The sequence below is a fragment of the Moorena sp. SIOASIH genome, from assembly GCF_010671925.1.
Lineage (GTDB): Bacteria > Cyanobacteriota > Cyanobacteriia > Cyanobacteriales > Coleofasciculaceae > Moorena.
This window is the reverse complement of the sequence record NZ_JAAHIH010000001.1, coordinates 587,698-613,413: the sequence shown is the minus strand read 5'-3', so window position 1 is coordinate 613,413 and position 25,716 is coordinate 587,698. Positions and strand designations below refer to the sequence as shown.

Below are 25,716 nucleotides of genomic sequence, written 5' to 3'. Positions count from 1 at the left end.
CAATTTGGTTCTAGAGCTTGGAACTAGCGACGCATCCCAAGGTAGGAACTTGAACACTTACTGACAACGGAGTCCGCTTAGGACTTAAGCTGGTCAAGTATTGAGGTTACAAGCCCCCGGATTCTATGCGTGGGGTTGCACTACTCCCAGGTTCTTGACAGAAATAATAGATCAGCAACTAGGACAAGACTTCCCCAGTAACTCTACTAGTAGAGTACTTTAATAACCCACCCTACTATTTATAACTATTTCTAGGGATTTATAGGATTTGTTACCCAGTTTTTTCTAAGTCTTACAGAATGCTCCTGTGTCTTCTCGCTACCCCTAAGGCGTAGCCAAGAAATTCCAAGCAGAGCCTTCTTCACAGATTATGGCAAATTCCGTCTTACTGAGTGGAGTTAACCCCTCTAGCCAACTGTTCAGTTTAAAAAACTTAAAACCACACTGGTTGACTAGGAAATCATACATCATACCTGGCGTTGTTTTATAATAAACCATGGCAGTACGACCAAATTCAAAGACTAGGTAAGGCTTGTGGGTTTTTAAGGTTCGGATAGCACCTTTGAAAACCTGAAACTCTGCTCCTTCTGTATCTACCTTAATAAACTTAACTTTGAAGTCAGGTTGAAGGATGTCATCAAGTTTTTGAGTTTTGATGGCAATCGATTCTGTTTGAGCATTGTTATAGCCCCAATGGGTGTAGTCTCTGTGTTTTAGACTACTGAGTGCTGGGGCATCAACAACATGGAAGAACGTGGTTTGTCCCTGTAAATCACTCAAAGCAATTTGCCTAACATCAACCTTTGGGAACCGTTTTTGCAGCCGAGTAGCCAGTCGGGGAACCGGCTCGAAAGCATAGTGCTGACCGAGGGGAGCCAGTTGGCATATTTTTGTCAACACACTCCCCATGTTGGCACCCACATCGATACAGTTTGAGGATTTGTCTAAAATCCGCTTCATAATCTGATAGACATAGGTGTCATCTTCCCTGCTCCTCAGGATATCTTTGCTGGGAGGCTTGATCAAATCAACAATACTTCTTGCCGCAGGCTCAAACCGTGTGCCAATCACTAACTCTTTCAGGTGAGTTTTGATTGTTAAAGGTAGATTCATTTTTTAGCTGCGTATAAAGCTTAGCTTTTAAGTTCTAGCAGAAACTAATCGGGGTTGATAAACTTTATTTACAAAATTTTACAAAAAAATAAAAACTATTTGTAAAGCACAATATGGCGTTTAGCATACTTATAAAGTACAGTCAATTTTATTCACAACTCCCCCTCTTATTAAGCAGATCTATTTTATTTTTAATAATAAATTGTAATATCAATCTTTTTAAAGGGAGATATGGTGATGGATATAGGGTATTTTGAACCTTAAAAATAGTAATAATAATTATCCTATCTCCCTATCATCCTACCCGTGAAATTCTAGTCAGACTTTGAAACAGCCCTGGGCCGACGACGTACCTCACCCAAATAAGAACTGCTATATCAAATACTAAGCTTGCTCCTGAGAAATTCGGCGCTTTTGCGAAGCTCCTGTCGTTTTTAACGCCACAGCTTCCATTTGCTGGTAAAGAGTTTTAGGTAAAAGTCGGAGCAAATAAGCAGCAGCCCCGGTCAACAGAGTACGAAGCGGTTCCTCTAGCAAAATACGCCAGTAAGTTGCTAAAGCCTTATTAAACAATTCTGTTGCCATCAAGTCTTCGTTGATGCTGAGGGCACGTCGAGCACCAAACCGTAAATAATAGGCGCGGGCTGGGTTTTCACATTCAGCAATTACCTCTGGAGCATAGGCACGTGTTTTCTCAATCACCTTTTCTAGAGAGTTTATATGCTTGAGTATACTAGCTGAATGCCCTTGTGAATGAATACGATATAAAGTTAGCGCCTCTGGCAAACCTTCCATGTGCCAATCAGTTTTAATCGCCATGCGCAGCCAACATTCCACGTCTTCGATATTGTGTAATTCAGTATCAAAATAAGCATCCTCCGTAGCCTGCTCGTTTCGGTATCGAATTGCTTCAAACACTTCTCGCCGAATCACTGGTGTTGAACCATTCCCAATGGGATTACGACACATGATATAATCTGTAGTTATATCTTTAGTTTTGGCTATTTGATAGATTCCTAACGGAGTTCCTGTTTCATCAATTAACGCAGAATAGCTAAAACTCACTCCTACATGGGGTGATGTTTCTAGATGCAAAACATGCTTTTCTAGCTTTTCTGGAACCCAGAGGTCATCTCCATCTAAGAAAGCGATATACTCTCCTTGAGCATGGCGAATACCAGTATTTATAGCCGCTGAGACTCCTTGATTATCCTGATGAATAATTTTAATTCTCGGATCGTTAATTTGTTGACATATTTCGATACTTTTGTCAGGAGAGCCATCATCAATGAGTAGCAACTCAAAATTTTTATAGGTTTGGGCGAGCACAGATTATACTGTGGCTGCTATGTATTTTTCAACCTTATAGACTGGAATAATTACCGAGACTTTGTTCATTGTAGTTCGCACCTTGAAATTAGTTAACCATGCTAGAAAAGCAAAAGGTAAATAAAGATAGTCTTCAAAACTAGGGAAACCCTTATATAATAAGCTTACTCTATAAGGTTTTTGGTAAGCATTCTCCCGTTTGCGCCGATGCGCAAACGGGAGAATTTAATATTAAGAGATTTTAGAGAATTGAAAGTCTGGGTAAAAGTCAATCAGCTTTGTGGCATAGGCCACAAGTGCTGTGACATAACTCAGATTAAACGAATGCTGTAAGCATTCAGCCGTCAGCCGTCAGCCGTCAGCCATTCGCGAATGGCCAAGGCTCACGCTACTAGAGGTGCTGACGTAACATAGATTAAACCAATGCTTACTTGTTGTCTTGATGCAGTCGCTCATGGGGGAAACCACGGCAATAGCGAGTGGGGGGAACCCCCAAGACCGCACTGCCTCCCCAAGACCGCGCTGCATCGCTTATTCAAAAGCTGAGAGCTGAGAGCTGAGAGCTGAGAGCTGAGAGCTGAGAGCTGAATGCTTATCTCTTTTATAACGAATGCTTACCTCTTTTATTCAAAAGCACCTCAAGTAGCACCATCTGTAGCGCATTAGCTGAATGCAAACCCAGCGTAGAATCAGTTGATTACGATTATGGGGTATCGACTGCATCCCTTTCTGTGCGAATCCACTTGGTCTGAGGTTCCACCAGAAAAGCCAGATAGACGGGAATTTTCCACAGAATGTAAATCGGGACAGCTAAGAGCATCAGGATCGGAAAGTCTGTTCGGCAAAACTTAGCCCAACCTTCAACAATCGCAATTAACAGGAGTACCCCTTCTATGAGTAAGACAATGGTACTTATCCATGATCCTCCCAAGGCTACCCCGAGTAAAGCTCCCCCTGTAGCAGCTACCCACATTAGAACCAATAGGGACAATGGTGGCACACATAAGTCTAATGCGTACGCTAATAGGTCGAAACGTCTTTGACGAATAGACTCTTTGAGTAACTCAGGAACTTGGTTTAGCAGAGTCTCGATATGACCATGCTCCCAGCGTGACCTTTGACTCTTTGCTGAAGCCTCTTTCATCAGACGACCTGTGACTCCTGCTTCTTGGCAATATATTGGGGAATGCCCAGTGATCGCTAAATCCAAAGCCAACTGCATATCATCAACTGTTTTACTGCCAGCCAAAGAGATTTTGCGAATCACTGACCAGGGGAAAGCCATTCCTGAACCTGTTAACAAACAAGGCAAGCCCAGTCGATGTAACCCAGTCGGACGGACTGTATTTTTGAATTTAACCGCCAGGGTAGAGATCAAATCCTTTAGTACCGGGTTGTCTGGTTGTGTCATTAAGTAAGTTGACTGAACCGGTCGTTGTGTAGCGTACGCAAGGCGGGAAATCCGTGAAATCGTTCCTTCAGCAACGATACAGTCTGCATCAACGACCACCACGACATCCGGTGGATTAGGCTCAATAAACCCCATACCGAAATCTAAGGCATATCCCTTACCTCTGCGCTCATGATCCTGTCGTTCAATTACGATAACGCCAGATTTCCGAGCCACTGCTGCGGTGTCATCAGTGCAATTATCAGCAATTACTATTAGTCGGTCTTGCTCCGTAAGCTGAGGTATTAATGTTTCGAGGGTGGCACTGATATCAGAGGCTTCATTGTGAGCGGGAACTAAAACAGCCATCGTTGGTCGGGGTTTGCTAGCATCCGACCATGGCTTAGAAGCATTAGGCAAAATTGCTGCACTACATTCAATCAAAAGAACTGTAATTGGAACGATAAGGGCAAATGCTATTAGCAAAAATGCAATATCAATAAATGAGATTAATGGCTGATTAGCTAACAAAATAAGTCAATATCCTTAAAGCTTAAACTAAGTAATTTTTTTGGTTTTTGAATTTTGAATTTTGAATTCCGCGCAGCGGTACTAGTTTTGGAGAAGAGGCTGTTTTTTAACCTTTTTAAGCAGCTTAGAGAAAAGCAATTCAATTTGAGCATATAAAGACTTTGGTAATAACCAAAGCATATAAGCGGCTATTAAGGTTAAGATTGTTCGCCGTGGCTGTTCTAGTAGGATACGCCAGTGATTGGATAATGAGCGATGTATAAAGGTCACAGCATCTGAACCTACTTTAAGACGAACCGCACTCCTAGCCAAGTACCGCAAGTGGTAAGCCCTAGAAATCTTTTCCCATTGGCTGGTTACTGTGGGAGCATAGGAACGGGTCTTTTCAATCATTTTTTCCAAGGACTCTAACTGCTTGAAGAGATTGGCTGACAACCCTTGTGTATTAATGCGATACAGGGTTAGTGCTTCAGGTATTCCCTCAATTTTCCACTCAGTTTGAATACCGATGCGAAGCCAACATTCAAGATCTTCAGCACGACGGAAGTTTTCATCAAAGTAATAATCTTCTGTAGGGCCGTAAAGATTATCCTGATACTTAATTGTGTCAAAGACTTCCCGACGAACTACAGCAGCCGAACCGTTCCCGATCGGGCTCTCTCGAAACAAATCAGATATAGTAATATTACTGAGCTTAGGCATTAGATAGGCACCCATAAAATTTCCAGATTCATCAATCAATGCAGAACGGCTAAAACTAATCCCTACCTCTGGAAATTTTTCTAAGTGTTCAATATGTCTTTCCAGTTTCTGAGGCAACCACAAGTCGTCTCCATCTAAAAAGGCTAAATAATCTCCTTTGGCATGGCGAATTCCTGTATTTCTCGCTCCAGCAAGTCCCCGATTAGTTTGGTGAATAATCTTAATTCTGGTATCGGATAATTCCCGACAAATGTTTACACTTTGATCGGGAGATTCATCGTCAATAATCAGCAGTTCAAAGTTTTGATAAGTCTGGTTGATAACCGACTGTACTGCGCTAGCAATATACTTTTCAACTCCGTATACTGGGATAATTATCGAAACAGTTTTCATAGGCTAAAATTTATGAGGTTGTGATAGGTTAGCTATAAGTATTATCTGGTAGAGATTTCGGTAATTAATTTACCAAAATTATCAACCCGATTTTTCTTAAACTTGGACGAACTAATCAGGGATTGAGTTCTCAATAATTCAAACTATGCTTCTTTTGTCTATGTATAGTTGGGTCTATGTATAGTTTAGAAGTCACTGTAAGCTTAAACCTCAAGCTGGCAAGTACTTTGGGGCGCTGGTCGCCCCCCAGATAAATTTTCTTAGTTTTTGTTTTATAGTTTTATAGTTATCAATTTTTGTTTAATTGTATAATATATTTTCCGGTAGCATTGCTAGTATATACGACAGCTAGATAAGACAGTGAACGTCAAAAGTAGGCAATTAAGCAATATCAGGATTTCAAGATGCCATCCCTGTCAGCTTATATAAAAGCGATCAAACCAGACTTTATAGAAGTATATCATAATTAAAAATTATAGCAACAAAAAAACTGTCTAGCCAGATATAGGATTTATCAAAACTAGACAGAAATTTCACAATTACTAGACAGAAATTTTACAATTAGCTACAACTAACAAAATATCTAATTTCACTGTCTTGATGCCGTCGCGAATGGAGAGGGGCTGTGCTCACAGGGGTAGGTTTTTTACATTTGGGTCGGGAGTGGGGAGTGGGGAATCGGGAGTGGGGAGTGGGGAGTGGGGAGTCGGGAATGGGTAATGGGTAATGGGTAATGGGTAATGGGTAATTGGCAGACCTATGACCCATTACCCCAAAACCGGCGTTGCTTAATAATGGAATGATTTTAAAAGTTTTGTGCAATGGGCATCTTGCCGTAGAATGGGCATCTTGGTGGAACGGGCATCTTGGTGGAACTGGCATCTTGGTAGAACTGGCATCTTGGTAGAACTGGCATCTTGCCAGTTTCAATATATTTTCGAGCGGGCAGGATGCCCACTCTACTCCTATTCATTCAAAGATTCAGCAACGCCCAAAAACCAGCATGGTAGCAAGGCTTTAGCTATTTGCTAATAGATGACATTTCATGTCCCTCGGATTGCTTGAGAAATCCGGCGCTGTTGTGAAGACCCTGTGGTTTTTAAAGCTAAAGCTTCTATATGCTTGTAAAGATTCTGAGGTATAAGCCAGAGCAAATAGGCCGCAGCCCCAGTTAACAGGGTACGACGTGGTTCTTCCCAGAGCATCTGCCAGTAGCTCCCCAGAGCTTGGTTGAAGAATTGGACAGCCATTGCACCATCTCTCAAGGTAACTGCACGACGAGCTAGATACCTCAAATGGTAAGCACGGGCACGATTTTCCCACTCAACCACCACATCAGGAGCATAAGAGCGAGTTTTCTCAATTACCTGTTCCCAAGACTTTTGTTTTTTGAACAAGTTAGCTGATATACCACTGGAATTGACTCGGTATAGAGTCAAAGACTGAGGAATGCCTTCCAGGTCCCAATTGGTTTGGATAGCAATGCGAAACCAACAATCCAAATCCTGTGACCCTTGCAATCCCTCATCCCAATAAAAGTCTTTGGTCTTTCCGTTGATAGTCTCTTGGTACTTAATGGCTTCAAATACCTGCTTGCGGAACACAGCACAGGAGCCATTACTAATAGGATTACGGCAAATTATGTCACCGATGGTGATGTCCTTTAGCTTGGGTAGTTGATAGATTCCTAGGGGATTTCCTGCTTCATCGATAAACCCAGAACAGCTAAAGCTAATCCCCAAGTTTGGATTTTTTTCCAAATGTTCAATATGTTTTTCTAGCTTTTGAGGCAACCATAGGTCATCGCCATCTAAAAATGCTAAATACTCTCCCTCGGCTTGGCGGATGCCTTCATTCCTTGCTGCATTAGCTCCCTGATTTTCCTGACGAATAATTTTGATTCTGGGGTCTATGAACTGCTGGCAAATCTCTACACTGTCGTCAGGAGAACCATCATCAATGAGCAAATATTCAAAATTTTGGTAAGTTTGATCCAAAACTGACTGTACTGTAGCAGCAATATACTTCTCAACGTTGTAGACTGGAGTAATGACGGAAACTTTTTTCATTTTATCAACCATCCTATACTGAATGACTAAGACAATTATTGTCCAAGTTGGTCTTGCCAAATCTGACGTCTTTGGATCATTCCCACTACTTTAACAGCGAGAACTTCGAGGTGGGAATATAGGGGCTTAGGCAACAGCAAAAGTAAATAGGCAGCAACCAAAGTCCGAAGGGTACGGCTTGGTTCTTCCAAGAGAAGACGCCAGTAAGTTGCCAAAGCACCATTAATTAGTTTGACAGACATTGGTCCATCTTTGAGACGTACTGCACTACGAGCAAAGTTTCGCAATCGATAGGCCAGGGCTAAATTTCCCCACTTCTCAATCAATTCAGGAGCGTAGGAGCGAGTTTTTTCTAGTACTTGTTTCCACGAATCCAACTGTTTGACTAAGTTCGCTGAAAGACTGGCTGAATTGACTCGATATAGGGTTAGTGCTTCAGGGATTCCCTCAATTTTCCAGTCTGTCTGAATCGCAATACGTAGCCAACATTCAATATCTTCAGCGCGGCGGAAGTTTTCATCAAAGTAAAAATATTCTGTAGTGCCGTAAAGGTTATCTTGATACTTAATGGCTTCAAAGACTTCCCGTCGAATTACGGGAGCTGAACCATTACCAATAGGACTAGACCGGAATAAATCTGATCGGGTAATGTCCTTTAACTTAGGCATTAGATAAGTGTTCAATAAATTTCCAGATTCATCAATCAATGCTGAACGGCTAAAACTAACCCCTACCTCTGGAAATTTTTCTAAGTGTTCAATATGTCTTTCCAGTTTCTGAAGCAACCACAAGTCATCCCCATCTAAAAACGCTAAATAATCTCCTTTGGCATGGCGAATTCCTGTATTGCGCGCTCCAGCAAGTCCCCGATTAGTTTGATGAATAATCTTAATTCGATGATCCGAGAATTCTTGACAAATTTTTATACTACTGTCTGGGGATTCATCATCAATAATGAGCAGTTCAAAGTTGGTATAGGTCTGGTCGAGAACAGACTGCACCGCTGCTGCAATATAGTTTTCAACTCCGTAGACGGGAATAATGACAGAAACATGTTTCATTGTTTGACCAGTGGTTTTAAAGAGAACTAGTTTTAATTTAATTTTTTTAAAGAAAATTTATCAAAAAAATATATAAATACTTGAAACTGACAACTGACGACTAAAAATTACCTCCTGAGCACTATCATCTTCCCAGGAACTGATCACAAATTTCTGCCCAAGTGTACTAGACTATTTTGCATTTGTGATCTGGTAGCTAAGGTAGGACCCGCTACCAATTGCAGTTGGGGATAATACATAATAGATGAGTCTGACTTAACTATTTCCCATTGGCTTAAAACAGAGGAATAGACGGTTTGTGCAATGCGTAAATCTCGCTCTAGAATTTCCAGAGTCAAGGCATCTTGGGACATTTTGCTAAGTTTTACTTCAAGCTGAGAAATCTGAAACTCTAGATCCCTGGCCTTGTCATCACTACCTTGTAGTTGTGGTTTAATATCATCCATTTCTAAGGGTGGATCATCTTGGAATAAGCTAGCTTGAGGCTGATGGTGAACAGGATTCATCACCTGAGGATTGGTAGAATGACTATGATCAGACTGAGTCGGTACTAGCTCAGCCAGCAATTCAATCTTTTTACGTCGTAATTCAATCTTTTTGCGCCGTAGTGCTTCTATTGTCTCTAAGAGCTGGTTTAAGGGCAATCCTATGTTCGCCGTTTTTTCAGCTAGGCGTTGCTGTGCTTTTTCTAGATCGTTTTCCGCTGACTTTATATACACTGGGATAGTTTTTTCTTGTTGAGCAATTTCTTGCTTTCTGAGTTGTTCCAGTCTTTTGTTAAACGCCTGATTAATGGCGAAGGCTCTCCGTTGCGCTTCCTCAGGGGTGACTGCTGAAATTTCAAAAACCATCATTGTAGAGTTATCGATTAGTTGAATCGAAGGCTTATCTAAGCTATCTACAGATATATTTAGCTGCTTTGCCGCTTCTTCTAAAACCGTCACACTTTCAGCTATCAACTTCAGGTGTTTTCTGGGATCATCGATGCGATCGCTTAACCCGGCACTGCTATTACTGTTATTACTGTTATTACTGTCAGCATCACCAAATTCAGAAACCTGAGTGTTAGGGAATGTCCCACTACTGGCTAATGATAAAGTCCATTGGCTGACATAAAACTGATCAGTATCAGTCTCATCGTGAGATTGGAGTACAGTATGAGATTGGAGTACAGTATGCTCTAAGGCTACAGGAGACGTTTCAGGTTTAGCAAAGACATACCTAGCAGACCAAACCACAAATAAGGGAATTAAAAGGGCATGAACCAGTAAAACCGATACAGCGACCGTGATGATTCCCCATTTCACTGCTATCAGTAGACTACAGGAAAAGATGATGGTAAATAAGATATTCCAGAGCAAGCCAATTTGCGGTTTATCAATGGCTGCTAAAAGCTGAAATCCAGCAATATCAAAGGGTCTAGGAATTGCTGATAAGCAAACTAAAATGACGATGGGAACCACCATACTCCAGCCTTCCGTATGAATTTTTTCCCCAACCATAATGGGAATATAAAACGGAACTAGACTTGCTTGTAAAGCAACAAAACCAACAATCACTTTCCCAATCGTCTTCAGACTGCTAAAGTATGTTTGCTTAAATTTCGATAAGTTTGTCCGTACTTCACATAGGGCAGGGTATAAAGCAGTAGTAATCGATTGGACGATAGTCAAGCTAATTCCCAAGCCAGCATTGTAAGCAAAGTAGTAAACACCTAATAGGTCAATTCCTATAAAGCGACCAATGATAAGATAGTCGAGAGTTTCCCTGAGAGTCTTTAAAAGTTCAATCCCCAGGAAATTGATTCCAAAGCGAAAAATTTTACCCCAGTATTTGGTTGTGAAAGAGCCAGTTCTCCGCCAGGGATGTTTGAACAGATAGGTAATGAATTCTATAGGGCTAGCTAATAGTATGGGAAGTATTATCGCCCACATTCCCAGATGAAGAACAGCAAAGACAGTGGTTAAAATATTGGCGGTGGCATATCTGAGAGCGCGAGCAGTAGCGGTTACCTGAATTCGATTATCCCTTTGAATTAGTGCTGACTGTACTGCTCCTAAGGGAGCAATCAAAAAGTTAAATGCTAATAGACAAATGGGTAAAATAAGTTGGTTATCCTTATAAAACCACGCAACTGGAAAAGCAGCAAGGCACTGCATAACGAATAGACTTGCAAAAAGTACCCAATTTAACCAATAAGCACTATTACAAATGTCTTCCAGCTCATCGGCTTCCGCCTGTATAATTCTAGCATGAACACCGATCCGCGTTACTGTTTGTGAATATTCATAGGTCGTCAGAACCAGTGCAGCTAATCCAAAGTCATGGGGAGTTAAGAAGCGTGGCAAAATAAACGTTGCACCTAAACGGGAAACCCGAATAAATGCCTGGGCCACTCCCATCCAACCAAGATTGCGAGTAAAAGTGCTTCTATTACCTAGTTTGTGCTTGATGCGACTCCCTATTGTTTTGACAATTTTCACAGTGGATCTCCCATCCTGCCATCCTTTTGATGATTGATATCTGTCGAAATTGATATCTGTAAAATTATAGTGGTAGTTAGTGCTCTGAAATCATCCGATTATCAACAGATACCATCGGCATTTTCTGACCGATTAGTTGGATTAAATGTCCAGCTAGTTTTTTAGGCATAATTTTGATTATTAATAGTTTTAAAATTAGACGTATAGTTTCCTTGCTTAGCAAAAATTTGGGATAAAGCTTTATGGAATAGCTTAGTTTTTGACTAGCTAGCTTTACTCCTTGATCATCAAAAGCATTAGCTATACACTGCTTAGCAAGATAACGATAGGCATTCGCTAAACTCTTATTTTTAAGAGACTTAAGTTCTGGTGGAGCTGCCTTGAAGGCTCTTTCAATTACAATTAGGTTCGCCTTCTCCATCACATCCACTTTAGAGGTCATTGACTGGGAAGAGCGACGGTATAAAATTTGGTATTTAGGAACCAGTGCAAAATGACATAAAGCTGCTAGCCTGAGGTAATAATCCCAATCTTCAACTGATTTCAGGGATGGGTCAAATTCTCCAGCTGCTTCAATATACTTCCGCTTTACCATGATATTGGAACCACTGGATATAAAGTTACGAATTAGTAATTGGGGATAAACATTACCCTCCCAATATAGTGGTTGCCAAGCAAACAAAAATTTGCTATTCTCATCTATAAATGCTGTCCAACTGTAAGCCACTCCGGCTTCAGGATTTTTTTGCAGTGCTGCTAACTGTAGCTCCAATTTATCGGGTTTCCATAAATCATCAGCATCTATAAACGTAATCAAATCGCCCGTAGAGCGACGAATGCCACGATTACGAGCCACTGGCAATCCGCCATTTTCATAGGAAAACACTTTCAATCGATGATCGTTGACTGTACTGATTACATCTAATGTACCATCAGTGGAGCCGTCATTAATAACAATTAACTCAAAATCTGAAAACGTTTGTGCTTGAATCGATTGGATCGTTTCTAATATAGTTTTTTCTCCGTTATAAACGGGAACTATTACAGATATGGTGGGCATGGCGATTATCCTTTTTTTGTATATAATTAGTGCATGGTAATTTTCCACAAAAGGTCTCTAAAAACCCCTTGAGCATTTTTATTTTAGTCCCATCCCTACTACAACCAAACCAGGCCAGTAGAGGTAAGCTAATGTTTCTAGATTTTCTCCAAACGAGAACAGGATACAAACTAGTAGTATTGTTAGTGCTGTTGTGGCAAGCTTACTCCTTTGAGCTTTAATTAAAAGCTCTATAAAAGTATAGACTATAGGAATTAATATTCCAATAAACCCGACGATTCCATGAGTATATAAAGCACCATACCAAGTGTGGTGGCTTCCAATAGGCATTTTAGCGACAACATCAGGGCCTTTGCCCACTTTAATAGCATGACCCCAAATCGGTGCATCTTCTTCCCACTTACGGTGAGAAAGCCGTGCTAAAGCCGACCTAACCCGCGACGAAGCAGATCTTTGACCGGAAAAAGAGTCTTTCAAGTTTCTAGCTATCATTAGCAGTTGGGGACCAAATAGACCACCAATAAAACTCCCTATTCCTGCTGTAATTTGGATAGCGGGTTCGGTGAGATTTCCCAAAAATGTTACCAGTATTGGTATACCCACTAAGCAGATTATCCCCATCCGGGACACTGAACCCACAATTGCAGCAGCACAGCCAATCATACCAATAAAACGCCACTTTATGTCCGGGTCTCTACTACTAAGGAAAAAGTGTACGTTACAGGCAAATGCCAATGCTGGAGCCCAAGGCGCAAATAAGAAAAGGCGTGTTTCACCACTTTTTATCACGTAAGGACTTATGGCGTAGTAACGTTGACTGTTACCGCCAATTTTTGCCATTAGGGTGCTAGTATACAAGGGCATCTCTAACCCGGTCAGACTTAACCCATAGGTAAGTGGTACCAAGATCAGAGTTTGTAGGGAAAGGATAGAAATTGCTCTATAGATTATTTGTGGTCGGATGTTGAGGCAACCAATTAAAGGAAATAAGGCGAGAAGCGCCCAAGTTCTCAAAAAGGAATTAATAAATGATTTGATCGTTTTAACAGTTGAGAAACCCCAATCTAAATGACCCACAACTAAGGCTAGGCCAATGACTGATATGCAAACAATCCAGACCCAGACTCCAATGGGAATCCGAATCCTTTCTTCCGGTGGAGTATCTGATGTTTGCTGCCAAAGCTTCTTAATCAGATAAAAGGTTAGCAGCCAAGCTAGGGCTGGGGCAAAAACAAACTGTGCACCTAAAAAAAATAATAAGTAGGTTGAAATTATATAATAGAAAACTACTTTTTCTTCAAAGTTTTGCGGTTTCATTAAAGCCTGCCTAATGGCTTAGGTTACTGGTGCCATGCTATGATGTCTAGCTTGATAACAAGTGGATTAGTTGTATCAGAAATCTTTTCTTTGGTTCCCGATTGGCGATGTGAAGCTATTAGATGTTGTGAAGCTATTATTTGATGGTTGAGAACGTAAGGGTGGAACATCAGAGTTAAACGATTCTACTTTGCCGTACATTGAGGGTTGTGATTTACCTTGTAAATGGGGACGTAACCAGAGTAAAAATAGTCCTGCACTAATTAAGAAGGAACCAGCTGCTGCACCAAGTAAAGCCGATGACTTTTTCGGTGCTATCGCGTCTGGGGGTAAGCTGGGTTCAGCTAGCAGCTGAACTTGAGGATAGGAAAGGGATTGGTTGAATCGACCAATCGCTGATTGAGTTAAGGTTGAAGCATAGATAGTTTCCGCAATGCGCATATTGCGTTCTAGGATCTCCATCCTCAAGGCATCCTGGCTCATTTGTTTGAGTTTGGCTTCCAGCTCAGCAATCTGGTTGGTTAATACCCACGCCCTAGCTTCCACACCCTCTTGCCGTGCTTCCACCTCAACAATTTGCCTGAGCAAATTTTCCCGGGAAGAACCAGTTTCAGGCCCAGAGTTAACACTGAGCTGGTCGATAATTGCCAAAGACATGGGGCGACCTAACAGAGATTGACTACGCTCTAGCAAAGCTGCTTTAGCACTCTCTTGCTTGCTTTTTTCATCCACTACAGATGGATGCTTGGAACCGTATTTGGAACTCAAAACCGTCAGGGCTGCGGTAGCCTGACTGTATTCCCTTAGGGTTTGCTGAAATATCTGGTCAGCCTTAAGTACAAAAGCATCAGCAGCTTGCTGAGATGACAACTTTAGATTAGCTGAGAGGTTGCTGAGATTGGCTTTTGCTTCTCGCCCTTGGGCCAACAAATCGATTTGTTGTTGTCGTAAACTTTCTATAGTGGATGATAGCTGGTTAACTTGTTCTTTCGAGTTCAATCCAGTTCTAGCTTTGTGTTCAGACAGGCTTCTTTGAATATCTGCTAAATTTTTCTTAGCTGCCTCCAAATCAGCTTGAATTGGTAGCTGATTGTCTACTAATTCTTCTTGTCTAAGTTGTTCAAGTCTATCCTGGAAAGCCTGGTACATAGCCAAAGCTTTCTGTTGCGCTTCCTCAGGAGAGTCTCCTTTGATCTCAAAGGCCATCATAGTTGAATTGTCTACTATTTTGACCCTAGGCTTGCCCAACTCTTCACGGGACATGTTCAGTACACTGGCAGCATCCTTTAGTACCGGCTTACTTTCCGCAATGAATTTCATCTTTTCCCTTGGGTCATGGGAGCGATCGCCAAATGGTGACCTAACATCTGAACTCGCTCCCCCTAATTCTGGGATATTAATTCTGGTGGATGAGCCTGAGACAGGAAGTGATACTGCCCATGTACTGTTATAAGTTGGCTTAGCTGATTTCAAATAAAAAAATGTTAAGCCCCAAATTCCGGCATTAACAGATATCCCTAAACACAAGTAAAATAGCCAACGTAGAGGCATGAGATTTGATTTTTCATAGGGATATGGGGCTATGGTTTTATAATTAGTAGTCATTGGAGCATCTCACCTGGCAAATCCACATTTTTAGTTTTAAGTTGTAGTCTTAAGTAGTCTTAAGTAGTCTTAAGTAGTCTTAAGTTATGATTTTTTATATTTTATATTATGAAAGACTTGGCAGAGAGTTTTACCCCACTATCAAGCAATGGCTTAAACCCTTAGCCAATACACCCCTGATGAAGAGTCAGATCTCGTGAGCTTATAACTTGTGATAGATACATTAATTATAACATTTGAGCTATCCTCAAAATGAATTAGGGTATAAATATGTCTTTAATAATCCGAATGGGATTGAAGATATCGCCAATAAAGTCAAAAACACTTTTGACATTAGTGACCGTTGAATCATAGCAAGCGACACTATCTCTTGGCATCAGCACTGGATTAACTTGGTCATCATTAGGCTTCTTGACCAAGTCCTCTACAGAACGTTCTATTGCCAGAGTTTCCCCAGTAGTACGGTCAGTTTGCAGTAACAGAGCACGGCGATCCGCATTTGTGGTTTCTGTGCCTCCGACACAACTAGCAGCAATTACAGCTTGAGATAGACGGGAGCCATATTCAACTTCCTGGATTCTAAGGTCACGTCCATTATTGGGATTAGTGAGATTGGAGAGAAACACAGGAATAGTTGAGGGAGTAAGCTGGGAAGGTCTGGCTAGATAATATTGAGGCAACTCCCGAGTAGGAACAATGATTTGGTCTCCAGCAATCAAGGGAATATCCTCCACTGGTGATCCGGTGAACACACCAGATAAATCAATTACCTGTTCCTGCTCACCCCGAACCAAGCGCACCTGTTCAATGTTGGCATTTGGTTTGATGCCGCCAGCCGTTAAAATGGCAAAGGTTAGGTAGCGTTCTGGAGGATAGTCTCCTGAGACAGTAGCAATCGATGCTGGTAAGTCTCGACCTTTAGAATCCGTATCATTAATCAAAACCCGACCAGGTTCAAAAACCGCTCCTCCCACAGTTACCTGAATTGGAGCCCACTCAAATAGTTGAATGCTGACTTTTAGGAAATCAGCCTGAAAAAAGCCCCCTTCTAGCAAAGCCTTGACGAGGTCTTGCTCTATTTCTGATACTTCTCGACCCGCTGCCAGTATAGGGTCTAGGTAGGGGAATTTTATGTAACCATCCAGATTAACTTCATAGGTGGCACTAAAGCGTTCAGCTTCCGGGATTTCTTCTTCGCCAGCCACAAAGAGTCTAAGGCGATCGCCAGGAGACAGTGGTAGAGCCCAACTGGGAACGGATACACCTATTGCTGCTACGGTAGTAATTAACCCTGCTATCCAAAACTTGAGAATGGACATTGAAGAATCTCTGGGTTCACAACTATTACTTAGTGCTATTACTTAGTGATAACACTTAGTGATAACACTAAGTATAGGGGGGTTTCGGTCAGTGTTTGAGTGTTGACTGACGATCAAAACTCAACAAAAAACATTCAACAAAAAACACTCAATTCCCTTTGCCACTAATTAAACTATGTAAGTAACTATAGCGTTTGGATCTAGGTTGTAAACACACGTATTGCCGAAAAAGGCAAGAGGCAAGAGGCATGCATGCAATAGGGGCAATATCTCCGGAGTTTTATTGGAAAATAACAAAAGACCTTCTAGGTTTACATCTCAAATAAAAACGCTATAGTTAAGTTTAAGTTAACCAACCACAACAGTTTCTTTAATTGCCGAGAGGGGCTTACCCTGAAAATAGTCAGGAATCGGCGCTCCCATCAAATTCAGAATAGTGGGGGCTAAATCTAGAGAATGACCAGCTGGTAAACTAGAACCTGGCTCAATATCTTGTCCTTTAATCACCAAAAAGCCATCAGAGCGGTGAGAACCAGTACGATTAAAGGGAACTGGACCAATCCGTCCAATATCGGGACTATCTACTACGTCAGTGGCATATTTTTCTTGCCAGATAACGACTAAGTCACCATCAGGTAATTTCGGACCAGTTTCAGTTGCCGATTGGCGGGTGCGGATAATTTTCTTCACCATTGGTTCCCCAGTGCGAGCATCTTTAAGCTGGTAGAGTTTTTGAGTCAATTCCTCACATACAGCATCGTACTGATCAGGAGCGACAATACCCTGAGGTTCCCTTCCCTGGAGATTAATCCTGATATATCCTTCCGAATAACTAGGCAGCGCGAATGCTTTCATCTGAGGCCAGCAGGGTTGGTACCACGATGGACTCTGGAAGAAGAATGGATCGGATTCTGCCTGCATCTTGAACGGAGAAATGAGATCTGGTGCAGGAGTGGAACCAAACAAGGGTGCGATGGGATTGAAAAGTTTGGTAGGGAGTTGACGTCTCAAAAAACCTTTGAGTGGATTCGATTCATGCTTGAGGCTCCACACTTTCCCCATCCAACCCTTTTTCGCCCTGGCATCATTGATTAGCGGTTCTGGGGGTTTACCATACTTGCCACGAGCAATGCCATATTTACCTGGGAAACTCCAGCGATAGAGAAATTCTGGCAGGAACAACATACTAGGTAGATCCATGACGTTAGACCCCATACCATGGGCAGCAAATACTACGACCTGGGCATTATCCGGGGCTTTGCTCAAAATTCCACCAATGGCTTGGTCAATAGCTTCAAAAATTTCCAACAGTGGATCTCCAGGGCATTTAGCACCTACAGATGGGTAGAGAGGATGATCCGGCTGACTCAGGTGCCAGAAGTAATGCCCTGCAGTATGGGTTTCACCAAAGATTGTTAAGAAGAAATCCCACGGCATCTGCTGCAACAAGTCTTCACAAATGGCACCCCGGCGGGCGATACCAATCTCCAGTTGTTCCTGAAGACCCTTGAGTGCTGCCACATCCATAATACTGGCATGGTCTTTGCGTAAGACAGGATGCTCACCATGCTTATCAATCACATCCTGTAGCAAGGATTTGGGTATGGAATGACTGGGAGTCTGAGGAGAGTGAGCTCCCCAAGCGAGAACTTGCAACCCATTGACCTGATTGGACAGGGGAGCTTGAGGCATATCAAAGACTGCCACTCGATAGTCATCTCCCAAGGCATAGAAGGGTTGATACTCAGCAAAGTCGTAGGCTTGAATGTCTTCTACTTCGTAAGTGCCTTCCTCAATTTTCAGAGGTGCCCAGTACCCTGTTTGCTCAGGAGAACAACCAGTGAGGAATGTTGTCCAGGGAGTCTCAGCCCGGTAGTATTCGTATGTCTTTAGACGTCCGTAAGATCCCTGTTCTCGTAAGCGACGCAAGTTTTTCAGATGCCCTTGAGATATCCATTGCTCTATCAAGGCAGGGTCGGCAGCATCCAAGCCAATGGCAATTACTGGGTTTCTCATGGTTGTGGTCGGTAGATGTGTGGGTAATTTTCTGGTAGGTTAAGTAGTGTGCCTAGTTTAGCTCAGCATCTAACCCTACAAATAACAATAGTCGGCTTCACACAGATGAAGGTTGAAGGATCGATGAATCTTAGAGTAGACTTTTATGAAGTTTCTGTAAAGACTACTACTATCGATCACACTATGTAGTCTCATTGTATAAGTAGCCAAGATTTGAGGCATTTGTTAGCTCGACTAATTCTCCGACTCGACTGGTGAGCTAATCCCTGCTGAAAAATCTTCTTAAAATAAGGCATAAACCTGATCAATACTACCTGATCAAGACAAGGACTAGTGATCAGTAAAAATTACCATTGTTAGCTCATTTATGTAGACTCAATGAAGAATATTTAAAGATTTTATTAAGCTCAGAGAAAATACTAGCCTGGACTCGCCCATAGGCTATGATGTTAATGGTAAAATTCACCATCAATCAACCATAAAGGAGGACTCGTGTAACCGTAAAAACAAGTACTTTTAATTAAAGTAAATACCTAAAAAAAACAAATAAATAAAGCCTAAATAAAGCCTAAATAAAGCATATAATAAGCTATCCTTATTAAGGATTATAGACAGGAATTGACTTGAGGTTTTTAAGCTATAAGCATCTAAGCAGATCGGGAGATCGGGATTTACATCGGGATTTACTAGGAGGATGGAAAAGTGAATCATTCCCAGAGAGCCTGATTGATTCAATCACAGTTGACTCTAATCTATAACGTTATGATTAGTAAAAAATTATCACCTTGATAAGATCTAGTTCACGCTGTGAAAAGGATATTGAATATTTCGTGAAATACCTAACACTGTCCTGAGCGATAATTCATCGCTTCTTAACACAGTGAACTAGAGTTTAATGCTAAGACCAAAATATATTTCTGTCAAATTACTGAGATAGTTGTTCTCAACCCCTGGTGTAATCTACATCAAGGGATTACTGTTGTTTAATTAGAGAATATCTATAGGTTCAGCTATCTAGACAAAAGGGTATTTACCAAGAATTTTTCCGAGCTACTATAGTCAAATTACTAAAACTGTGATAATGTAATTTTATTCTTTCCCAAATAAAATCTTGCTCGAAACAGTATCAAGCTAACTTGGGTAGCCGATCCGGAAATGGCAAATTGACTTTCGGCTCCAAGTCTGAAGATTGTTGGGAAAAGCTTGGCGGCTGTTTTTAGTGCTTATTCCTTAGCTAGGAGAGACATCGTAAAAAGGTTAAACATGAGAGAAATAGTCAAAATCCTAAACTTAGATATTGATAATATCTCAAAGTCAGAGCTTTTAAAGCGGCTCGATACCGGGGTGATTTTCACTCCCAATGTCGATCACTTAGTCAAGCTACAAAAAGACTCTGAATTCATGAAGGCATATCGAATTGCCGATTATAGATTATGTGATAGTAAAGTTGTGTATTATGCGTCAAGGTTTTTGGGGTCACCCATACAGGAGAAAATTTCTGGATCTGACCTTTTTCCAGCTTTTTATGATTATCACAGAAACAATGATACTATTAAAATATTTCTCTTAGGTGGACGAGAAGGAGTCGCTAAACAAGCTCAAGAAAATGTCAATGCTAGAGTTGGCAGAGAAATTGTTATCGCTGCGCACTCCCCATCATTCGGATTTGAGAAGAATGAAGCTGAATGCCGAGAAATCCTAGAAATGGTTAAGAACTCTGGAGCTACAGTACTAGCTGTGGGAGTTGGTGCGCCTAAGCAAGAAAAGTGGATACACAAGTACAAAGATCAATTACCAAGCATTAAAATATTCATGGCAGTAGGTGCCACCCTTGATTTTGAAGCAGGAACCAAACCAAGGTCCCCTGTATGGATGAGCGAGGTAGGCTTAGAATGGTTACACAGGCTAATATCTGAACCACGACGATTGTGGCGGCGATACCTGTTTGATGCTCCGGTCTTCCTTTGGTTAGTGTTGAAACAAAAACTCAAGAGTTCTATGTTGCCACCAGCTAGGGTCAATCTGAATTGAGCGCAAGTGCTATATTTTCCGTTTATATCGGAATTGTTTAGAGGAAAAGCGCGAAGACCCAAAAGACAGGAAGGCAGGTAGAGACAAAATTCATCATGCTGCCATTCTCTTAGGTCACTGACCAAGCTAACTGGATCCTCAAGATTACCTATGACGTTTGTACCAATTACTTTTGGTGTCGCACTTCTACAACGGTGTGAACGTTACCCCGTGGGTTAAAATCCCCCTTGATGGTGACATCTTCTGGGTTGCAGGCGGCTACGAAGTCATCTAAAATTTGGTTGATACTCTCTTCGTGGGAGATGTAGCGATCTCGGTAGGTATTGATATACAACTTAAGCGCCTTTAGTTCTACCACCAGTTCATTGGGAACGTAGGTGATGTAAATCGTGGCAAAGTCCGGATAACCAGAAAAGGGGCACTTGCAAGTAAACTCCGGTAAGGTGATGTTAATGTTATAGGGACGACCGATACGGGGATTGGGAAAGGTAATAAGTTTTGCCTGGGCAATCTCCTGTTCACCGTATTTAATCTGGGGTGTGTCTACTTGTGGTGATGCTTGTTCCTGGGTAAAGGAATTACTCATTGGTTTTGCTAGGATTAGAAACGATTTGAGGAATTTCTAGGATGGGATTCCCAGTCAGGACAATCTTCTGTGTCCCAACCATAGGGATGCATAGCGCAGACTAATAAATTTCCACCGTAGGCTTGACCGTGATAATGACGGCAACCTATGCAAGCGGGATGTTTCTGTGAGGATGGTGTCACGGAATCAGGAAAATCCTCGTCTGTTTCACTGACCATAACCTCAAAGTCAAAATAAATCTCAACGAACGGTTCAACAATCTCTTGCAAACACTGGTCAATTTCCGCACCAATGGCATTGTCTACCTGATTGGCAAACTCCTCAACTTCATTGGCAAACTCCTCAACCACCTCACTGACACCCTCGAAGAACTCATCGACCATATTAGCCACTGATTCCAGGGTTTCAAAAATACTTTTAGACCAATCATCTTCCATGGCAAACATTCACTCAAAAACCATCATGTGCTCAACCCCTGTTGTTCACAAATTAATTATAAGTGCTAGATAAGTGCTATAAGTTAGCGCTTTAGCCGACGCAATTCTTCTTGCATAGCTTGCACCTGCTGGCGTAGTTTGTCAACATCCTGCTCTTCGGGTGGTGCTGATTCTTCTTCCTCATCAGTAATAATCTCAATCCGGCGCGGCTCAGGTTTAGGATCATTAGGGTTAGCTGGAGAGGATTGCTGTTGCCCCTGTTGCACTAAATCTTCAACCAGTTTACGGGCTTCCTCGGTAGTCATTTCCCCTTTTTCTACGAGTTCATCTACCAGTTTCTGAGCTTGACCTCGCACTTCTGACAAGGTTCCCCCAGCTCTTTCCCCTGCAGCAGCAGCTATACCGACGCCTAGATAAAACGCTTTTTGAACCAAATTTCCAAAACCAGCCATGAACACTGATACTCCCAGAGTTATCGTAATACTCTATGATTCCAGGATAGGAGTGAAATCCCACTTTGCCCACTCGACTTAAGGTAGAAGGACTTAAGGGTCAGGAGCACTACAATAATACTATACAATGCAATACCTCCCTCAGGGAGAAATCTGTTGAGTTGGTCAGCACCCCGCTCTAAAGTTCGTTGGGCATGATGCCCAACGAACTTTAGATAGCTGACCAGCCTAAGTCCCTTGAGGACTACGTTATCGGTAAGTGTTGAAGTTCCTACCTGGGAATACGTCGCTAGTTCCCAGCTCTAGAACCGCAGCATTAAACAGTTTTACGAGGGGTAAGACAGTGTGCTGTGGAAAGTACCGACCTTTAACTTTGGCGAAGCGAACTTAACCGGAGAAATCCGAGTAAGGCATTAATGCCTAAAAAAAAACCTATCGGTGCAGGGAGTTTGCCTGAGTCTATAACTGCCTAGACCAGAGGCGATTGCAATACGTCGAACGAGTAGACTCCCCCCTGTAGGGATCACGGCGGTTAAAACCGCACGAGTCGTTTTTCCTCCACCGACTTCTAGTCGGTGGTTTCCAAACTCCCGGAATTATTTCATGAATAAAGTTGTCGTTGGCTTGTCTGGCGGAGTAGACAGTTCCGTAGCTGCCGCCACCCTCCATCACAAAGGATATGAAGTTGTAGGATTGACCCTTTGGTTAATGAAAGGGAAGGGTCAATGCTGCTCTGAGGGAATGGTCGATGCAGCGTTTATCTGTGAACAATTAGGGATTCCCCACCATATTGTGGACAGTCGCGATGTTTTTCAGGAAAACATTGTGGATTACTTAGTGTCGGGTTACCAATCTGGGATTACTCCACTCCCCTGTTCTCAGTGCAACAAGGCAGTAAAGTTTGGTCCGATGCTGACCTATGCCCGTGAGACATTGGGGATTGACAAAATAGCCACAGGTCACTATGCCCGGATTACTTATGATGCTGAATGCGATCGCTATCAATTGCGGCGAGCACTAGACTTGACAAAAGACCAGTCATACTTCCTGTATGACTTGACTCAAGACCTGCTGGCGGCTTCCCTATTTCCTTTGGGAGAACTGAAGAAAACGGAAACGCGACGCCTTGCTGCTGAGTATAATCTCAAGACTGCTGATAAACCAGAAAGTCAGGACTTGTGTTTAATCGAATCCCACGGTTCGATGCAGAAGTTCCTGGACAAGTATATTTCCCAAACCACAGGTGACATCGTGGACTTGGATGGAAATGTGGTAGGGCAACATCAAGGAATTCACCACTACACCATTGGACAACGGAAAGGGCTAGGTATAGCTGCTCCCAATCCCTTGTATGTGATTGCCCTCGATGCAGCCAGGAATCGGGTAATTGTGGGGGAACGCCACCAAGCCACCCAACCTGAATGTACGGTTCATCGGGTCAATTGGGTATCGATTCAGGAACCTACGGTTCCCATTCGAGCTTCTGTGCAAGTTCGCTATCGCTCACCTGCTGTACCTGTAAATGTGATTCCTCTAGAAGGAAATCGGATCAGATTAGTGTTCGATGAACCACAATTCAGCATCACGCCAGGACAGGCTGCTGTTCTGTATGACGGGGAGCTGGTGCTCGGAGGTGGCATTATTGAGCAGCTACCAGAGAAAATAGCCAATGACAAATTGGTTGAAGGTTGAAGGTTGAACGCGATGGACGAAGTCCCGCTTTCAGCGATCGCGTGGCCTTTAGGCCAAGGTTGTCTGTCAGAATGCAGAATGCAGAATGTAGAATGTAGAATGCAGAATTCCCAATTCACCATTCTACATTCTACATTCTAAATTCTAAATTCTAATAGTGACCTTGACGAAAGCCGATTGCCATGGTAATAATAGACTACCAATTGGTGTCAGAGTATAGATTAATCGTCAGCTGTTCATAACCTGCAGGTACAGCAGTGATACAAGAACAAACAGTCGGTCCATTTTCTATATCTACCTCACAGGCATGACAAGAACCCATCAGGCAACCTGTGGCAATGAACACACCAGCACGTTCAGCCACTAGAAGGATGGGTTCTCCGACTTCGGCCTCAACTGTCACATCATCTGGTAGAAAGCGAACGCTTACACTCATGTTTGATTAGTCATTTAATTTATTAATTGTTTATTGTTAATTATTCGTTTAAATTTTAATTTATAATTTCCCTTAACGATTTTCCAGTTTCCATTTTCCATTCTCAAGTTTACTTTTTACTTTTGACAAAACTAATCTGATAGTTAACAGTCTAAGACCTTAAAATCGGGGTTAAATCAAGATGAGATTCGATAGTATCAGCCAGTGAATTCAAAAGTGTTTCTCGTTGTTCCCGATAGTTGACAACCCCAGTAGGGAGAGAAGGTAGCCCTCGTCTGGAGCGCAGTTGATTCAACCAGGCACGTCGCCAAGGACTATTGTCAAACATGCCATGGAGATAGCTGCCCCAAATTGATTGATTCACGTCAACAATGCCCAAACCATGGTCATCGAATAACGCTCGATAAGCAGATTTATTATCTCCCATCTCCGCCTCAAGCAGTCGCGAACGCCCCTGATGAATTTCGTAACCGGTAATGGGTAAGCCAACTTGGGGATAATTTGATGTCACCATCCGTTGACGGGCAACTTTGCCACTGGTAATCAAGGTTTTTAAGGGCAACAAGCCTAATCCTGGATGACGTCCCTGTTTACCCTCTAATCCATCGGGATCAACTAGGGTTTTGCCTAGCATTTGGAATCCCCCACAAATTCCCAAAATTGTCCCACCTGAGGCAGCGTAGTTTTGAATTTGCTCAGCCATGCCACTTTTTTGGAGTACCATCATGTCCGCAATGGTAGTTTTTGTCCCTGGGAGAATCACTGCATCTGGATATCCCAAGGTTTCGTTTGGTGACAGATATTTCAAAAAGACGCTGGGTTCGGCTTCGAGGGGGTCAAAATCAGTAAAGTTAGAAATTCGAGGTAAACGAATTACTACGATAGTGACTTCCTGATTGGACTTTTTCCTGGTGTTGCGATCTAGTAAGTCAAGGGAATCTTCAGCGGGAAACAGTATATCAATCCACGGAATAACTCCAACGACAGGAATACCAGTGCGTTCTTCTAACCATTTTATCCCGGGTTCGAGCAGCGATCGCTGACCCCTAAACTTATTAATCACGACACCTTTAATCAAAGCTCTCTCCTCTGGTTCGAGCAGTTCGAGAGTACCGATTACCTGAGCAAAAGACCCTCCACGGTCAATATCTACCACCAGCAAGGTGGGAGCTTTGAGGTACCGCGCCACTCGCATATTGGTCAAGTCGCGGTGCTTGATATTAATTTCTACTGGGCTACCAGCTCCCTCACACACGACTAAATCAAACTCATTGGTTAAACGTCGCAGTGATTCTTCAATCACCTGCCAACCCTTATCAAAGTACTTTTCGTAGTACTCCCCAGCACTAACCTTCCCTACGGCTTTACCCATAAGAATGACCTGGGAGGTCATGTCACCTTGGGGTTTGAGTAAAATTGGGTTCATTTCCACACAGGGAATGACACCTGCAGCCCAAGCTTGTACTGCTTGGGCATGTCCAATTTCTCCGCCATTGGGTGTCACATAGGCATTTAGAGCCATGTTCTGACCCTTAAAGGGACACACACGCCAGCCTTGTCGCGAGAGAAGGCGACATAGAGCTGTGGTTATCAAGGATTTTCCTGCGTGGGATGTAGTACCCACCACCATAATCGCTTTCATAATTCAGGGTTAGGGCGTCAGAACTAGCCTAGATGAAATAAATGGAGATATC

20 protein-coding genes are annotated in these 25,716 nt (G+C 42.4%); 3 read left to right on the top strand and 17 right to left on the bottom strand.

Going from position 1 to position 25,716, the window contains the following annotated elements; genetic code table 11:
- Positions 1 to 324: 324 nt before the first annotated feature.
- From F6J90_RS02750 to F6J90_RS02735, 4 genes are all read right to left on the bottom strand, one after another.
- Positions 325 to 1,113: an FkbM family methyltransferase gene (locus tag F6J90_RS02750; RefSeq protein WP_293090992.1), complete on the bottom strand. Its 789-nt coding sequence runs from the start codon at positions 1,111 to 1,113 to the stop codon at positions 325 to 327.
- Between the two features lie 384 nt (positions 1,114 to 1,497).
- Positions 1,498 to 2,442, bottom strand: a complete 945-nt coding sequence (locus F6J90_RS02745) for a glycosyltransferase (protein WP_366513670.1) — start codon at positions 2,440 to 2,442, stop codon at positions 1,498 to 1,500.
- Positions 2,443 to 3,145: 703 nt separating this feature from the next.
- Positions 3,146 to 4,363 carry a glycosyltransferase family 2 protein gene (locus F6J90_RS02740; protein ID WP_293090991.1) on the bottom strand — a complete coding sequence of 406 codons (1,218 nt, stop codon included), beginning with the start codon at positions 4,361 to 4,363 and terminating at the stop codon, positions 3,146 to 3,148.
- An 81-nt stretch (positions 4,364 to 4,444) separates the two neighbouring features.
- A complete protein-coding gene (locus tag F6J90_RS02735; RefSeq protein WP_293090990.1) occupies positions 4,445 to 5,458 on the bottom strand; it encodes a glycosyltransferase family 2 protein in 1,014 nt (337 codons plus the stop codon).
- Positions 5,459 to 6,274: 816 nt separating this feature from the next.
- Here F6J90_RS02735 and F6J90_RS02730 point away from each other — a divergent pair.
- On the top strand, positions 6,275 to 6,490 hold the full coding sequence (locus F6J90_RS02730) for a hypothetical protein (RefSeq protein ID WP_293090989.1): 216 nt from the start codon (positions 6,275 to 6,277) through the stop codon (positions 6,488 to 6,490).
- A gap of 11 nt (positions 6,491 to 6,501) precedes the next feature.
- Here F6J90_RS02730 and F6J90_RS02725 read toward each other — a convergent pair whose 3' ends face one another.
- The 8 genes from F6J90_RS02725 to F6J90_RS02690 form a co-directional block, all read right to left on the bottom strand.
- A complete protein-coding gene (locus F6J90_RS02725; RefSeq protein WP_293090988.1) occupies positions 6,502 to 7,527 on the bottom strand; it encodes a glycosyltransferase family 2 protein in 1,026 nt (341 codons plus the stop codon).
- A gap of 35 nt (positions 7,528 to 7,562) precedes the next feature.
- A complete protein-coding gene (locus tag F6J90_RS02720; protein WP_293090987.1) occupies positions 7,563 to 8,588 on the bottom strand; it encodes a glycosyltransferase family 2 protein in 1,026 nt (341 codons plus the stop codon).
- Positions 8,589 to 8,731: 143 nt separating this feature from the next.
- Positions 8,732 to 11,071 (bottom strand): oligosaccharide flippase family protein, encoded by a 2,340-nt coding sequence (locus tag F6J90_RS02715; protein ID WP_293090986.1) that lies wholly within the window; start codon positions 11,069 to 11,071, stop codon positions 8,732 to 8,734.
- A gap of 76 nt (positions 11,072 to 11,147) precedes the next feature.
- A complete protein-coding gene (locus tag F6J90_RS02710) occupies positions 11,148 to 12,131 on the bottom strand; it encodes a glycosyltransferase (RefSeq protein WP_293090985.1) in 984 nt (327 codons plus the stop codon).
- A gap of 78 nt (positions 12,132 to 12,209) precedes the next feature.
- Positions 12,210 to 13,448, bottom strand: a complete 1,239-nt coding sequence (locus F6J90_RS02705) for an O-antigen ligase domain-containing protein (protein ID WP_293090984.1) — start codon at positions 13,446 to 13,448, stop codon at positions 12,210 to 12,212.
- 75 nt (positions 13,449 to 13,523) lie between these two features.
- Entirely contained in the window at positions 13,524 to 15,053 is a 1,530-nt protein-coding gene (locus F6J90_RS02700) for a hypothetical protein (protein WP_293090983.1), read from the bottom strand.
- A gap of 257 nt (positions 15,054 to 15,310) precedes the next feature.
- On the bottom strand, positions 15,311 to 16,372 hold the full coding sequence (locus tag F6J90_RS02695; RefSeq protein WP_293090982.1) for a polysaccharide biosynthesis/export family protein: 1,062 nt from the start codon (positions 16,370 to 16,372) through the stop codon (positions 15,311 to 15,313).
- A gap of 348 nt (positions 16,373 to 16,720) precedes the next feature.
- Complete coding sequence (locus tag F6J90_RS02690; protein ID WP_293090981.1) at positions 16,721 to 18,388, bottom strand: alkaline phosphatase family protein; 1,668 nt, start codon at positions 18,386 to 18,388, stop codon at positions 16,721 to 16,723.
- 1,263 nt (positions 18,389 to 19,651) lie between these two features.
- On the opposite strand from F6J90_RS02690, the gene F6J90_RS02685 reads away from it, so the two are divergent.
- Positions 19,652 to 20,419, top strand: coding sequence for a WecB/TagA/CpsF family glycosyltransferase (locus F6J90_RS02685; protein WP_293090980.1), 768 nt, complete (start codon positions 19,652 to 19,654; stop codon positions 20,417 to 20,419).
- Positions 20,420 to 20,585: 166 nt separating this feature from the next.
- Here the strand turns inward: F6J90_RS02685 and queF are convergent, their stop codons facing one another.
- The 3 genes from queF to F6J90_RS02670 form a co-directional block, all read right to left on the bottom strand.
- On the bottom strand, positions 20,586 to 21,005 hold the full coding sequence (queF, locus tag F6J90_RS02680) for a preQ(1) synthase (protein WP_293090979.1): 420 nt from the start codon (positions 21,003 to 21,005) through the stop codon (positions 20,586 to 20,588).
- Positions 21,006 to 21,019: 14 nt separating this feature from the next.
- Positions 21,020 to 21,442, bottom strand: a complete 423-nt coding sequence (locus tag F6J90_RS02675; protein WP_071102085.1) for a hypothetical protein — start codon at positions 21,440 to 21,442, stop codon at positions 21,020 to 21,022.
- A gap of 83 nt (positions 21,443 to 21,525) precedes the next feature.
- Complete coding sequence (locus F6J90_RS02670; RefSeq protein WP_293090977.1) at positions 21,526 to 21,894, bottom strand: hypothetical protein; 369 nt, start codon at positions 21,892 to 21,894, stop codon at positions 21,526 to 21,528.
- A gap of 603 nt (positions 21,895 to 22,497) precedes the next feature.
- Here F6J90_RS02670 and mnmA point away from each other — a divergent pair.
- Entirely contained in the window at positions 22,498 to 23,586 is a 1,089-nt protein-coding gene (gene mnmA, locus F6J90_RS02665; protein WP_293090976.1) for a tRNA 2-thiouridine(34) synthase MnmA, read from the top strand.
- 196 nt (positions 23,587 to 23,782) lie between these two features.
- Here mnmA and F6J90_RS02660 read toward each other — a convergent pair whose 3' ends face one another.
- Together F6J90_RS02660 and cobQ are read right to left on the bottom strand one after the other, a co-directional pair.
- A complete protein-coding gene (locus F6J90_RS02660) occupies positions 23,783 to 24,022 on the bottom strand; it encodes a 2Fe-2S iron-sulfur cluster-binding protein (RefSeq protein WP_293020856.1) in 240 nt (79 codons plus the stop codon).
- Positions 24,023 to 24,173: 151 nt separating this feature from the next.
- Entirely contained in the window at positions 24,174 to 25,664 is a 1,491-nt protein-coding gene (gene cobQ / locus F6J90_RS02655; RefSeq protein ID WP_293090975.1) for a cobyric acid synthase CobQ, read from the bottom strand.
- Positions 25,665 to 25,716 lie beyond the last annotated feature (52 nt).

Excerpts from the sequence above, each read along its gene's own strand:
- cobQ (WP_293090975.1), bottom strand. The coding sequence starts at position 25,664 with ATGAAAGCGATTATGGTGGTGGGTACTACATCCCACGCAGGAAAATCC.
- F6J90_RS02690 (WP_293090981.1), bottom strand. The coding sequence starts at position 18,388 with ATGAGAAACCCAGTAATTGCCATTGGCTTGGATGCTGCCGACCCTGCC.
- F6J90_RS02685 (WP_293090980.1), top strand. The coding sequence starts at position 19,652 with ATGAGAGAAATAGTCAAAATCCTAAACTTAGATATTGATAATATCTCA.
- F6J90_RS02710 (WP_293090985.1), bottom strand. The coding sequence starts at position 12,131 with ATGCCCACCATATCTGTAATAGTTCCCGTTTATAACGGAGAAAAAACT.
- F6J90_RS02720 (WP_293090987.1), bottom strand. The coding sequence starts at position 8,588 with ATGAAACATGTTTCTGTCATTATTCCCGTCTACGGAGTTGAAAACTAT.
- F6J90_RS02735 (WP_293090990.1), bottom strand. The coding sequence starts at position 5,458 with ATGAAAACTGTTTCGATAATTATCCCAGTATACGGAGTTGAAAAGTAT.
- F6J90_RS02705 (WP_293090984.1), bottom strand. The coding sequence starts at position 13,448 with ATGAAACCGCAAAACTTTGAAGAAAAAGTAGTTTTCTATTATATAATT.
- F6J90_RS02660 (WP_293020856.1), bottom strand. The coding sequence starts at position 24,022 with ATGAGTGTAAGCGTTCGCTTTCTACCAGATGATGTGACAGTTGAGGCC.
- F6J90_RS02695 (WP_293090982.1), bottom strand. The coding sequence starts at position 16,372 with ATGTCCATTCTCAAGTTTTGGATAGCAGGGTTAATTACTACCGTAGCA.
- queF (WP_293090979.1), bottom strand. The coding sequence starts at position 21,005 with ATGAGTAATTCCTTTACCCAGGAACAAGCATCACCACAAGTAGACACA.
- mnmA (WP_293090976.1), top strand. The coding sequence starts at position 22,498 with ATGAATAAAGTTGTCGTTGGCTTGTCTGGCGGAGTAGACAGTTCCGTA.
- F6J90_RS02670 (WP_293090977.1), bottom strand. The coding sequence starts at position 21,894 with ATGGCTGGTTTTGGAAATTTGGTTCAAAAAGCGTTTTATCTAGGCGTC.
- F6J90_RS02725 (WP_293090988.1), bottom strand. The coding sequence starts at position 7,527 with ATGAAAAAAGTTTCCGTCATTACTCCAGTCTACAACGTTGAGAAGTAT.
- F6J90_RS02750 (WP_293090992.1), bottom strand. The coding sequence starts at position 1,113 with ATGAATCTACCTTTAACAATCAAAACTCACCTGAAAGAGTTAGTGATT.
- F6J90_RS02700 (WP_293090983.1), bottom strand. The coding sequence starts at position 15,053 with ATGACTACTAATTATAAAACCATAGCCCCATATCCCTATGAAAAATCA.
- F6J90_RS02675 (WP_071102085.1), bottom strand. The coding sequence starts at position 21,442 with ATGGAAGATGATTGGTCTAAAAGTATTTTTGAAACCCTGGAATCAGTG.